Here is a 12,124-nt window from a genome sequence, read left to right on the forward strand (position 1 = left end):
CCGGGAACAAACGAGCTTCGAGCGCGGTCATGGTGGCCGCATTTCCATGGGGAAAGAGATGGAAGAATTTCACAAAGTCCGGCGTTTGCCGCCTTACGTTTTCGAACAGGTCAACCGTTTGAAAGCGAGCGCGCGAGCGGGCGGCGCCGATATCATCGATCTCGGCATGGGAAATCCGGATCTCCCCACTCCAAAGGCGATCGTCGACAAACTGTGCGAGGTCGTCCAGGATCCGCGCACGCACCGCTATTCCTCCTCCAAGGGCATTCCCGGCCTTCGCCGGGCACAGGCCGCCTACTACGCCCGCCGTTTCGGCGTGAAGCTCAATCCGGATACGCAGGTCGTCGCGACCCTCGGCTCGAAGGAAGGCTTCGCCAACATGGCGCAGGCGATCACCGCGCCGGGCGACGTCATTCTCTGCCCGAACCCGACCTATCCGATCCATGCCTTCGGCTTCTTGATGGCGGGCGGTGTGATCCGTTCGATCCCCGTCGAGCCGGACGAGAACTTCTTCCAGCCGTTGGAGCGGGCCGTGCGCCACTCGATCCCGAAGCCCTTAGCGCTGGTCCTCAACTATCCGTCCAACCCGACGGCCCTTGTCGCGACGCTCGATTTCTACAAGGATGTCGTTGCCTTCGCGAAGAAGCACGACCTCATCGTGCTGTCGGACCTCGCCTATTCGGAAATCTACTTCGATGGCGAGCCGCCGCCGTCCGTCCTGCAGGTTCCTGGCGCCATGGATGTCACCGTCGAGTTCACCTCGATGTCGAAGACCTTCTCGATGCCCGGCTGGCGCATGGGTTTTGCGGTTGGCAACGAGCGGCTGATCGCGGCCCTGACGCGCGTCAAGTCCTACCTCGACTACGGCGCCTTCACGCCGATCCAGGTAGCGGCGACGCATGCGCTGAATGGCGACGGTTCCGACATCGCGGAAGTCCGCAACGTCTACAAGCGCCGCCGCGACGTGATGGTTGAGAGCTTCGGCAAGGCCGGTTTCGACGTGCCGCCGCCGGCAGCCACGATGTTTGCCTGGGCCAAGATCCCGGAAAAGTTCCGTCATCTCGGTTCGCTGGAATTCTCCAAGCTGCTCGTCGAAAAGGCCGATGTCGCGGTCGCACCGGGCGTCGGCTTCGGCGAGCAGGGCGATGATTACGTGCGTCTGGCGCTCGTGGAGAACGAGCATCGCATCCGCCAGGCCGCCCGCAACATCAAGAAGTTCCTGTCGACGGCCGACGAGACGATGCACAACGTCATCTCGCTCAACGCGCACCGCTGATATCTTCACACTTCAACGGCAGCCGCTTTTTGGCGGCTGCCTCTCATAAAACACGCAGGATCGTTCCATGACAGACGCCCTCAAAATCGGCATTGCGGGCCTTGGCACCGTTGGTGCTTCGCTCGTCCGTATCATTCAGAACCGCAGCAACGAGCTTGCTGCCACGTGCGGGCGGCCGATCCTGATTACGGGCGTTTCGGCTCGCGACAAGACCAAGGACCGCGGCCTTCATCTTGCCGGCATCGAGTGGTTCGACCGGCCGGAAGACCTGGCTGAAAAAGGAGACATCGACCTTTTCGTCGAGCTCATCGGCGGCGCCAACGGCCCGGCCAACAGTTCGGTGCGCGCCGCTCTCGAACGTGGTCTCCATGTGGTGACGGCCAACAAGGCGCTGCTTGCCTATCACGGCGTCGAACTGGCGATGATCGCGGAAGAAAAGGGCACGCTGCTGAATTTCGAAGCGGCCGTGGCCGGCGGTATTCCCGTCATCAAGGCGCTGCGTGAATCGCTGACAGGCAACACGATTTCGCGCATCTACGGCATCATGAACGGAACCTGCAACTACATCCTGACCAAGATGGAGAAGGAAGGCCTCTCCTTTGCAGATTGCCTGAAGGAAGCACAGCGTCTCGGCTACGCTGAAGCCGATCCGGCCTTCGACATCGAGGGCAATGATACGGCGCACAAGCTCTCGATCCTGACGACGCTTGCCTTCGGCAACCAGATCGCGGCTGACGACATCTACCTCGAAGGCATAACGAATATTTCGATCGAGGATATCCATGCGGCGGCCGAGCTCGGCTATCGCATCAAGCTGCTCGGCGTCGCACAGCGCACCGATACCGGCATCGAACAGCGCGTGCACCCGACCATGGTGCCTGTCGATTCGGTCATCGCCCAGGTGGACGGCGTCACCAATGCTGTGGCGATCGAGTCCGATATTCTCGGCGAACTGCTGATGGTTGGCCCGGGTGCCGGCGGCAATGCGACTGCATCCTCGGTGCTTGGCGATATTGCCGACATCGCCAAGAGCCAGCCTGGCGCGCAGCGTGTACCGGTTCTCGGCCATCCGGCAAAGGCGTTGGAGTCCTACCGCAAGGCCCGGATGAAGAGCCATGAAGGCGGCTACTTCATCCGCCTGACGGTGCTTGACCGCACCGGCGTTTTTGCAAGCGTCGCGACGCGCATGGCGGAAAACCACATTTCACTGGAATCCATTGTGCAGCGGTCGCAGCAGCACCTGGCGCCGTCGCACCACCAGACGATCATCCTCGTCACCCATGCGACGATGGAGGATTCCGTGCGCAAGGCTGTTGCTGCTATCAAGGGCGAAGGCTACCTCGTCGGCGAACCGCAGGTGATCCGCATCGAGCGTCCCAAAGAAGATTGAGAACCCGTCTTCCTTAAAAGAACTGATGAGCGAGGCGGCCGGGGCATTCTCGTCCACAGCTAACATGCGCCTTGGCGTCCAAAATCGTTGTGTGCTCCACCAAAGCCACATAAATCTGCCGACAGCGCCCCGGTCCCGGGGCGGTGACAAGCGATGGGCGATCAGAGGGGCGTTGTGGATATAGCCGCCGATCCGGTACAGCGGGCATTCCTGGGGGTGGAGAAATCCGTCCTCGATAACCGTTGGGTGTCGCGCCTGGATCAGGCGGGACAGAACCGCGCGCTTGCCATATCCCAGGTGCACGGCCTGCCGGATTTGATTGCGCGCGTGCTTGCCGGGCGGGGCGTCGGGGTCGACGAGGCCCTGGAATTTCTCGATCCGACTATCCGCAGCCTAATGCCTGATCCCTATACGCTGACGGATTGCGAGAAGGCGGCCAGACGCCTGGTCGAGGCAATCCGGCGCGGCGAGAACGTTGCGATCTTCGGCGACTATGACGTCGATGGCGCGGCTTCCTCGGCGCTGATGTACCGTTTCCTCACGCATTTCGGCGTGAAGGCCAATATCTATATTCCCGATCGCATCTTCGAAGGCTACGGACCCAATCCGGCGGCGATCGATCAGCTGATCGACAACGGCGCGCAGCTGATCGTGACGGTCGATTGTGGCTCGACCAGCCACGAAGCTCTGGGGGCTGCCGAAAAGCGGAATATCGACGTCGTCGTCATCGATCACCACCAGGTGACACATGATCTGCCGCACTGCCATGCTCTGGTGAACCCGAACCGCGAGGACGATCTTTCGGGGCAGGGGCATCTCTGCGCTGCGGGTGTCGTTTTCCTGGTACTAGTCGCGGCGCTGAGGCTGCTGCGCGAGGCGGGCGACAAGCGAATTCCGGCGATCGACTTGCTGCAATGGCTGGACATCGTGGCGCTGGCGACGGTCTGCGATGTCGTGCCGCTCAAGGGGCTGAACCGGGCCTATGTCGTCAAGGGCCTGGTCGCCGCGCGCCACCAGAGCAATGCCGGGCTCACGGCACTTTTTCGCAAGGCGGGCCTTTCCGGGCCGGTGACGCCCTATCATTTCGGCTTCCTCATCGGTCCGCGCATCAATGCCGGCGGCCGCATCGGCGACGCGGCACTCGGCAGCAGGCTTCTGACGCTGGACGATACCGGCGAGGCGGAGGTCATCGCCCAGCGGCTGGACGAGCTCAACCGCGAGCGCCAGGCGATGGAAGCGGCGATGCTGCAGGAGGCCGAGGCGGAGGCGCTTGCCGAGTATGGAGACGGCGAGGGCGCTTCGGTGATCGTCACCGCACGGGACAAGTGGCATCCGGGCATCGTCGGCCTGCTGGCTGCGCGGCTGAAGGAGAAATTCAAGCGTCCGGCCTTCGCCATCGCCTTCGACCCGTCGGGCCGCGGAACGGGCTCCGGCCGCTCGATCAACGGTTTCGACATGGGCAGGATGGTGCGCGCGGCGGTCGACGAAGGCCTGCTCCTCAAGGGCGGCGGACATGCGATGGCTGCGGGCTTGACCGTCGAGCGCGAAAAGCTCGGAGCCTTGCGCAACTTCTTTACAGAACGTGCCGAAAAAACCGTGGCGGCGTTGGTCGCCAACGAAACGCTGAAGATCGACGGCGCGATCGGCGCCAGCGGTGCCACGATCGAATTGATCGACCGGCTGGAAACGGCCGGGCCCTACGGCTCGGGGCATTCGCAGCCGATCTTCGCAGTGCCCGCGCATCGCCTGCGCGACGCGCGGATGGTCGGCGAGAAACATGTGAAGGTAACGCTTGAGGCGATGGACGGCTCCCGCCTCGACGGCATCGCTTTCCGGGCCGCGGACACCTCGCTTGGCAACCTCCTGCTCAATTCCCGCGGGGCGAACCTGCATGTCGCGGGAATGCTGGGCGCCGAGCATTATCAGGGCGCGCGACGCATCCAGCTGCGTGTCTGCGACGCGGCGCCGGCGCGGTAGTCACCGAGCGGCTCACCAGTCGGAGGAGAGCTTCGTCAGATATTGACCGTAGGCGCTCTTGCCGAGCCTTTCGGCGAGCTTGGCGAGGTCATCCTGCGAGATGTATCCCATGCGCCAGGCGACTTCCTCGGGACAGGCGATCTTGAAGCCCTGGCGTTTCTCCAGCGTGCTGACGAAACCTGCGGCGTCGAGCAGGCTGTCCGGTGTGCCGGTGTCGAGCCAGGCATAGCCTCGGCCCATCAGTTCCACGAAGAGCTGTCCGCGCTCGAGATAGGTGCGGTTGACATCGGTGATCTCCAATTCACCGCGCGGTGACGGCTTCAGATTGGCGGCGATATCGACCACCTGCTGGTCGTAGAAATAGAGGCCGGTCACCGCCCAGTTCGATTTCGGCTCATTGGGCTTCTCCTCGATCGACAGCGCATTCATGTTCGCATCGAAGCCCACGACGCCGTAGCGTTGCGGATCGGTGACGTGATAGGCGAAGACCGTCGCGCCTTGAAGGCGGCTCGTGCCGGATTTCATGATTTCCGGCAGGCCGTGGCCATAGAAGATGTTGTCGCCGAGGACGAGTGCCGAGGTGTCGCCATGCACGAAGTCGGCGCCGATGATGAAAGCCTGGGCGAGGCCGTCCGGGCTTGGCTGCACGGCATAGGTCAGCGAAATGCCCCATTGCGATCCGTCGCCGAGAAGGCGCTTGAAGGCTTCGACGTCATGCGGCGTGGTGATGATCATGAGGTCCCGGATGCCGGCGAGCATCAGCGTCGTCAGCGGATAGTAGATCATCGGCTTGTCGTAGACCGGCATCAGCTGTTTCGAGACGGCCTGGGTGATCGGGTGCAAACGAGTTCCGGTACCCCCCGCCAGAATAATCCCCTTCATCCATATCTCCCTAAAAGCTTTTGTTAAAAATGACTTGCATGACAATCCTCATGGATTGCTTCCAGTCCGGTAGGCGGATTCCGTATATGCTGGCGAGCTTGTCGCCACTGAGGCGCGAATTGGCGGGACGCTTCGCCGGGGTCGGATAGTCCGCCGTCGTGATGCGTTCGACGCGAATGCTCTTGCCGCCGGATTTGTGAAGTTCGGCGAATATCTCCTCGGCGAAATCCGCCCAGCTCGCTTCGCCGCTGCCGGTCAAGTGAAAGGTACCGCGGAGCGATGGTGCCGGATCCGTGACGAGGCGCGATGCGATCGCAAGGATCGCCTCGGCGATGTCGAGCGCAGACGTCGGGCATCCGGTCTGGTCGGCGACGACGCTAAGATGATCGCGCGTCTCGGAAAGCCGCAGCATCGTTTTCAGGAAATTGGCGCCGAAGGGCGAATAGACCCAGGCGGTACGCAGGATCACGTGATTTGGGTTTGCCGCCGCCACGGCCCATTCACCCGCAAGCTTCGACTGCCCGTAGACGGAGATCGGCCCGGTCATATCCTCTTCAGTATAGGCTGACGGCTTGTCGCCACTGAAGACATAGTCGGTCGAAATGTGGATGACGGGCACACCGATCCGTGCGGCAGCTTCGGCAACCGCCGCAGCACCTGCCGCGTTGACGGCAAAAGCGAGGTCGGGCTCGCTCTCGGCCCTGTCGACCGCCGTATAGGCTGCAGCCGAGACGATCACATCGGGATGCACGAGCGAAAAGGCGGCTGCAACGCTGGCGGGGTCGGCAAGGTCCATTTCCGGACGCCCGACTGCGATGATTTCGACGCCCTTCTCGGCGCCGCGTCTCATCAGCGACTGGACGGCCTGGCCCTGTTTGCCGGTGACGGCAATGCGCATCGCTATCGCCCCTTGAAGACGCCGAGGCGTTCGCCGGAATAGACGTTTTCGCGCAGCGGCCGCCACCACCATTCATTTTGGAGATACCAGTGTACGGTCTTCTCGATGCCGGTTTCGAAGGTCTCTTCGGCCTTCCAGCCGAGTTCGCCTTCGAGCTTGGAGGCATCGATCGCGTAGCGTGCGTCGTGTCCGGGGCGGTCGGTGACGTTGGTGATCAGCTGCGCATGCGGGCCATTGTCCTTGTAGACGCCGTCGAGGATGGCGCAGATGCGCTGAACGACATCGATGTTCCGGCGCTCATTGCGGCCGCCGACATTGTATTTTTCGCCCGGGCGGCCTCGGGAGGCGATGGTGTAGAGCGCGCGGGCGTGGTCTTCGACGTAGAGCCAGTCGCGGACATTGGCGCCGTTGCCGTAGACCGGCAGCGGCTTGCCTTCCAGCGCATTCAGGATCATCAGCGGAATGAGCTTTTCCGGGAAGTGGTAGGGACCGTAGTTGTTGGAGCAGTTGGAGACGACGACCGGCAGGCCGTAGGTGCGGTGCCAGGCGATCGCCAGATGGTCGCTTGCCGCCTTGGAGGCGGAGTAGGGCGAGGACGGATCATAGGGCGTCGCCTCCTCGAAAAGACCCTCGTCGCCGAGCGAGCCGTAGACTTCGTCCGTCGAGACATGCAGGAAGCGGAAGGCACTCTTTCCACGGGCGTCAAGGCCCTCCCAATAATGCCGCGCGATATCCAGCAGGCTGAACGTCCCGACGATGTTGGTCTGGATGAAATCGGCAGCGCCCGAGATCGAGCGGTCGACATGGCTTTCGGCGGCGAGATGCATGACGATGTCCGGGCGGAAGGAGGCGAATGCTTCCTGGATCTTGGCGCGGTCGCAGATGTCGGCGCGCAGGAACTGGTAGTTCGGCGCCGATTCGACGGACGTCAGTGATGCCAGATTGCCGGCATAGGTCAGCTTGTCGACATTCAGCACCTCGGCGCCGATATCGCCGACGAGATGGCGCACCAGTGCCGATCCGATGAAGCCCGCTCCGCCCGTGACCAGTATGCGCATCGTCGATCAATCCTTGGTTTGTTTTGCTGAGTAAGAAAAGTAGTTAGGCAAGTCGGCGAGCCTCGGCAGCGTCCTGTCCTTGTCGGACAGCACCATGGCTTTCTCGTCGACCGGCCAGCGGATGCCGATCGCCGGGTCGTTCCAGGCAATGCCGCGATCATGCTGCGGGTTGTAGGGAGCGGTCACCTTGTAGTTGATGAGGCTGTTGGGCTCGAGCGTGGCGAATCCATGCGCGAAGCCGGGCGGCACCCAGAGCTGAGTGCCGTTTTCCGGCGAGAGCTCCTGAGAGAGCCAGTTGCCGAAGCTCGGTGAGCCGGTGCGGATATCGACGACGACATCCATGATCCGGCCGGCAAGGCAGCGCACCAGCTTGCCCTGTGCGAAGGGCGGTATCTGGAAATGCAGTCCCCTGACGGTGCCGGGCTCAGCCGAAAGCGATTCATTGTCCTGGATGAAGGTGACGTCGGCCACATTTTCTCGGAACCAGGCATCCTTGAACACCTCGGAAAAGTAGCCGCGGTGATCGCCGAAGCGTGGCGGCGTGATCGCGACGATGCCCTCGATGGCCGTGGTCTCAATAAGCATGACGCACCTTTTCTGCGGTTTTCATCGAGCGTCGGCCTTCATGACGCTCATTAGCATGTCCGCCTGCGAGCGGCTTTGCATTGCCGCAAAACCCTTTGCGGCAATGGTATCGCGCTCATCGGCATCTGCGATCAGCTTGTGGCAGCGCTCGATCAAGGCGTCATAGGGCTCGATCGCCAGGCCGCCGATGAACGGCTGGAGGTCCGGATCGCGGATGTCGCCTTCGGTCAGCACGCAGACGCAGTTGGCGAGCAGATAGGAAATGCGCACGATCTCGAACACGCCGCTCGCATAATGATGGATGTTGATGACGATCTTGGCGCGGGCAATGGCCGCATCGCGTTCCGCACCATAGATGTTGAAGAGATGTGCGACCTTCAGCCCGCCCTGTAACAGAGTCTTCAGGATATGGTGGCGGCGCTCGTTCATCGAGCCGTAAAACAGCACGTCGATGTCCTTGACGGGGGCGTGCTTTATCTGGCTGAGGCAGCGGCTGTAACCGATTTCGAGCACGCCGGCGTGTTCAATGCCCTTGGCGGCGAGGTTTTCCCGGTTGCGCGGGCTGTAGTCGAGAACCGGCAGCGACTTCAGGATCGAGGTGTAGCGCGAATTGATCCAGATGCTTTCTTCGGAGACCTGCTCGAGATTGATGACGACGCTGTCCTTCGGTAGGTGTCCAACGATTTCGGCAGAAAGAAGATTGCCCCCGTAGATGATCGGCGCACGACCCGCGAAAGCGTTCATGTCGCGGACGATCGGTGCGGAGCCACCGAGTTCCTCGAAGGCGCCCTGCAGGCCGAGCGCGACCTCGTCGAAGGCGTGGCTATGGTTGTAATTGGCGGGTGTCACGATCCAGATGCAATGACGGTCCTTGTGCGCCTGCCATCCGCCGGCAAAGGGCTGTATTGCGTTGCGGAGTGGCTGCTCGATCTTCGGTGCGGCAGGCGCCACGGGCATTTCGGCATGTCCCGCTTGCTGCTTCGCCGGGGCGGTGCCAGAAGGCTGCGGAGCATCGGCGCGCATCAATTCGCGGCCACCGATGAACTGGCCGCGCGGCATCCAGGCAGGCGGGTCGTCGGCGCCCCAGATGAGATGCGGCTGCTTGATCAGCGGCTGGCGGCCCTCTTGCCAGGAAGTCAGGAGAGCTTGGTCGCGGCTTTGCAGAAAGGCTTCCTTGGCGGCGAAGAGGCTATGCAGCATGCGGCCGAGGCGGACGCCGAACTTCCACTCGAAATCGGCGACTGTCGGTACGAAGGCGGTGATCTTCAATCCGGAGGCGGCAGCCTCCTGGACATAAAGCCCGAGCAGACGCTCGATCACGAAGGGACGCATATTCGCATTGGCATCGCGTGAATAGTGGGCCGCACCTGCATAGGCGGTGCCCGCCGCCGTTCCGAGACGCGCTTCGTTTTCCAGCGATTCGAGAATGCGTTCGCAAAAGGCGAAATACCCGGACCAGAATTTCCGGTTGCCGCAGAAATAGTTGCAGAACATGAAGGCCGTCTTGTCCTGCGGCGGCGCGATTGGATGACCGAGCTTCTGGATATGCAGGAAGATCGGCTCCATGCCGGGATGACCGCCGAGCAGAGAATGTTCCCAGACATTGCTGTAGATTGCCGCATGGCCGATCAGCGGATTGTAGAGATAGGCATCCGCACCTTCCGCCCTGGCCCTTTCCGCCTCGGTGACGAAGGAGGCGAAGCTGGTGACGGACTTCATCTCGAATTTGCTGGAAAGGAGCCCCCAGAACACGTCGTCGCCAAGGCCGATCGCCTCGTGATGGTGATGCAGGATGCGGAAGAGCTCGTATTCGCGGGTCGAAGCCTGCGTATTGAATGAGATGTCGAGCGGCACTGCGGCTTTGTCAAGCTGGCCGCGCTGCGAAGGATCGAGATAAGGCTGATAGATAATGACCGATCCGGTGTTGGCAGCTTTTTCCGTGAGAAACGCCAGATCAGGAAGGCCGGCCGGCAGAGCGGAAATGGGCTGATTGATCGTCAAGGCATCGTCCTTCGCACATGGCTGCCGTCTCCGTGATCCACGAACGGCATTCGGGCTTGTTTGGGTGCCGACTATTGGACGTGAAGCTTGCGCCACACTGTTCGCGCGGACTTTCGCTGGTCAGCCTGGGAACAGGTTGAAGCATGATGTTGGACCAAGCCCACTTTGCGCGATATGCCCAACCTCTGGACGGCGGTCATGAAAAACGAGAAGATCTTTGTAACGAGACCCAGTCTGCCGCCGCTCGAGGAATTCATTCCATCGCTGGAAGCGATCTGGAACAACCGCATCCTGACCAATGGCGGACCATTTCATCAGCAATTGGAGCAGGAACTCTGCAGCCATCTCGGTGTGAAGCATATCAGTCTGTTCTCCAACGCCACCGTTGCGTTGCTGACTGCACTTCAGGCACTCCGCATCACCGGCGAGGTCATCACCACGCCTTATTCCTTCGTGGCCACCTCGCATTCGCTTCTCTGGAACGGCGTGAAACCCGTCTTCGTCGATATCGATCCGGTGACGCTCAATCTCGATCCGGCAAAGATCGAGGCGGCGATCACGCAACAGACGACGGCGATCATGCCGGTGCATTGCTACGGCCACCCCTGCGACGTCGACGCGATCCAGAAGATCGCCGATCTCTACAATCTCAAGGTCATCTATGACGCCGCCCATGCCTTTGGCGTGGAAGACGAGCGGGGAAGCGTTCTCAACCACGGCGACCTTTCCGTCCTAAGCTTCCATGCGACGAAGGTCTTCAACACATTCGAAGGCGGGGCGATCATCTGCCCGGACGCGAAGACGAAGACCCGGATCGACCAGCTGAAGAACTTCGGTTACGTCGATGAAGTGACCGTGGTGGCGCCGGGCACGAACGGCAAGATGAGCGAATTCAACGCCGCGCTCGGCCTGCTGCAACTGAAATACATCAAACTCGCGCTCGAACGCCGCGAGGTGATCGACCGCGCCTATCGCGAGCGGCTTCGCGGCGTTGCAGGCATCGAATGCCTGGACCGTTCCGGCGAGACCGTCTCCAACTTCTCCTATTTCCCGATCCTCGTACGCCCTGGCTATCCCATCTCGCGCGACGGACTGTATGAGAGGCTGAAGGAGAACGGCATTCACCCGCGCCGCTACTTCTATCCACTGATTTCGAGCTTCTCGATGTATCGCAGTCTGCCGTCCGCGCAGCCATCGAACCTGCCGGTCGCAACCGAAGCCGCCCAGCAGGTGCTCTGCCTTCCCATTTATCCGGACATGGAGATGGAGATCGTCGACAAGGTTTGCGCGCTCATTGCTTCATTGAGCACAGGTGCTTTCACCGTAAGTAGGGATATATGAGATGAAACTGGCTATCATGCAGCCATATTTCTTCCCCTATATTGGCTACTTTCAGCTAATCCACGCGGTCGATAAATTTGTTGTCTACGACAACATAAAATATACAAAAAAGGGTTGGATTAATCGAAACCGCATACTGCAGAATGGAGAAGATTTCACATTTTCTCTACCAATCAAGGCCGCGTCGGACAGCTTAGATATATGCGACCGCACGCTGTCGACAGAGTTTGATCGCAATAAGCTAGTCAATCAAATTCAAGGCGCCTATCGACGTGCACCATTTTTTTCACATGCTTTTCCAGTGATAGAACAGGCAATTCGCTTCCAAGACAGCAACCTCTATTCCTACATATTCAATTCAATCACGAAAATCTGCGATTATCTCGGCATCAAGACAGAATTCATCGTCTCTTCCAAAATGACAATAAATCACGGTCTTAGGGCAGAGACAAAGGTGTTGGCTCTATGTGAAGAGGCCGGTGCAAGCGTCTATATAAACGCAATCGGGGGAGTGGAACTTTATTCGCGCGAAACGTTCAATGCGCGTGACATCGACCTGAAATTCATCAAATCGAAGCCTTTCGAATATCCCCAGTTTGGAGCGGAATTCATGCCTTGGTTATCGATCATCGACGTGATCATGTTCAACTCAGCCGAGAGTATCCAGACGAAAATACTCAACGAATATGAGCTTATTTAGCCGTAGTCGCGGCGAG

Annotated in this window: 10 protein-coding genes; 5 read left to right on the forward strand and 5 right to left on the reverse strand. The window is 60.5% G+C overall.

The window, feature by feature from the left end; all coding sequences use genetic code 11:
* Positions 1-58 precede the first annotated feature (58 nt).
* The 3 genes from QA644_RS07270 to recJ all read left to right on the forward strand — a co-directional run bounded on the left by QA644_RS07270 (position 59) and on the right by recJ (position 4,643).
* Positions 59-1,276: an LL-diaminopimelate aminotransferase gene (locus tag QA644_RS07270; protein WP_074067844.1), complete on the forward strand. Its 1,218-nt coding sequence runs from the start codon at positions 59-61 to the stop codon at positions 1,274-1,276.
* 67 nt (positions 1,277-1,343) lie between these two features.
* Positions 1,344-2,666, forward strand: coding sequence for a homoserine dehydrogenase (locus tag QA644_RS07275; RefSeq protein ID WP_074067846.1), 1,323 nt, complete (start codon positions 1,344-1,346; stop codon positions 2,664-2,666).
* A gap of 153 nt (positions 2,667-2,819) precedes the next feature.
* A complete protein-coding gene (gene recJ / locus QA644_RS07280; RefSeq protein ID WP_283071683.1) occupies positions 2,820-4,643 on the forward strand; it encodes a single-stranded-DNA-specific exonuclease RecJ in 1,824 nt (607 codons plus the stop codon).
* Between the two features lie 12 nt (positions 4,644-4,655).
* On the opposite strand, the gene rfbA is transcribed toward recJ, so the two are convergent.
* Genes rfbA through QA644_RS07305 form a run of 5 tightly spaced genes read right to left on the reverse strand, consistent with a single transcriptional unit; the run spans position 4,656 to position 10,067 of the window.
* Complete coding sequence (gene rfbA / locus QA644_RS07285) at positions 4,656-5,525, reverse strand: glucose-1-phosphate thymidylyltransferase RfbA (protein ID WP_194729598.1); 870 nt, start codon at positions 5,523-5,525, stop codon at positions 4,656-4,658.
* 10 nt (positions 5,526-5,535) lie between these two features.
* Positions 5,536-6,423 carry a dTDP-4-dehydrorhamnose reductase gene (rfbD, locus tag QA644_RS07290; protein WP_283071685.1) on the reverse strand — a complete coding sequence of 296 codons (888 nt, stop codon included), beginning with the start codon at positions 6,421-6,423 and terminating at the stop codon, positions 5,536-5,538.
* 2 nt (positions 6,424-6,425) lie between these two features.
* On the reverse strand, positions 6,426-7,481 hold the full coding sequence (rfbB, locus tag QA644_RS07295; RefSeq protein WP_239598946.1) for a dTDP-glucose 4,6-dehydratase: 1,056 nt from the start codon (positions 7,479-7,481) through the stop codon (positions 6,426-6,428).
* A 6-nt stretch (positions 7,482-7,487) separates the two neighbouring features.
* The gene (rfbC, locus tag QA644_RS07300) at positions 7,488-8,066 is read right to left on the reverse strand and encodes a dTDP-4-dehydrorhamnose 3,5-epimerase (protein ID WP_283071687.1); all 579 of its coding nucleotides are present in this window, start codon (positions 8,064-8,066) and stop codon (positions 7,488-7,490) included.
* 21 nt (positions 8,067-8,087) lie between these two features.
* Entirely contained in the window at positions 8,088-10,067 is a 1,980-nt protein-coding gene (locus QA644_RS07305) for a glycosyltransferase family 1 protein (protein ID WP_283071689.1), read from the reverse strand.
* A 198-nt stretch (positions 10,068-10,265) separates the two neighbouring features.
* Here QA644_RS07305 and QA644_RS07310 point away from each other — a divergent pair, with 198 nt between their 5' ends.
* Both QA644_RS07310 and QA644_RS07315 read left to right on the forward strand, forming a co-directional pair.
* A complete protein-coding gene (locus QA644_RS07310) occupies positions 10,266-11,408 on the forward strand; it encodes a DegT/DnrJ/EryC1/StrS family aminotransferase (RefSeq protein WP_283071690.1) in 1,143 nt (380 codons plus the stop codon).
* A gap of 1 nt (position 11,409) precedes the next feature.
* Entirely contained in the window at positions 11,410-12,108 is a 699-nt protein-coding gene (locus tag QA644_RS07315) for a WbqC family protein (protein ID WP_283071692.1), read from the forward strand.
* Positions 12,109-12,124 lie beyond the last annotated feature (16 nt).

The sequence above is a fragment of the Rhizobium sp. CC1099 genome (assembly GCF_029714385.1).
In the GTDB taxonomy this organism is placed as follows: domain Bacteria; phylum Pseudomonadota; class Alphaproteobacteria; order Rhizobiales; family Rhizobiaceae; genus Rhizobium.

Excerpts from the sequence above, each read along its gene's own strand:
- rfbC (WP_283071687.1), bottom strand. The coding sequence starts at position 8,066 with ATGCTTATTGAGACCACGGCCATCGAGGGCATCGTCGCGATCACGCCG.
- QA644_RS07270 (WP_074067844.1), top strand. The coding sequence starts at position 59 with ATGGAAGAATTTCACAAAGTCCGGCGTTTGCCGCCTTACGTTTTCGAA.
- QA644_RS07275 (WP_074067846.1), top strand. The coding sequence starts at position 1,344 with ATGACAGACGCCCTCAAAATCGGCATTGCGGGCCTTGGCACCGTTGGT.
- QA644_RS07310 (WP_283071690.1), top strand. The coding sequence starts at position 10,266 with ATGAAAAACGAGAAGATCTTTGTAACGAGACCCAGTCTGCCGCCGCTC.
- QA644_RS07315 (WP_283071692.1), top strand. The coding sequence starts at position 11,410 with ATGAAACTGGCTATCATGCAGCCATATTTCTTCCCCTATATTGGCTAC.
- rfbA (WP_194729598.1), bottom strand. The coding sequence starts at position 5,525 with ATGAAGGGGATTATTCTGGCGGGGGGTACCGGAACTCGTTTGCACCCG.
- rfbD (WP_283071685.1), bottom strand. The coding sequence starts at position 6,423 with ATGCGCATTGCCGTCACCGGCAAACAGGGCCAGGCCGTCCAGTCGCTG.
- recJ (WP_283071683.1), top strand. The coding sequence starts at position 2,820 with ATGGGCGATCAGAGGGGCGTTGTGGATATAGCCGCCGATCCGGTACAG.
- rfbB (WP_239598946.1), bottom strand. The coding sequence starts at position 7,481 with ATGCGCATACTGGTCACGGGCGGAGCGGGCTTCATCGGATCGGCACTG.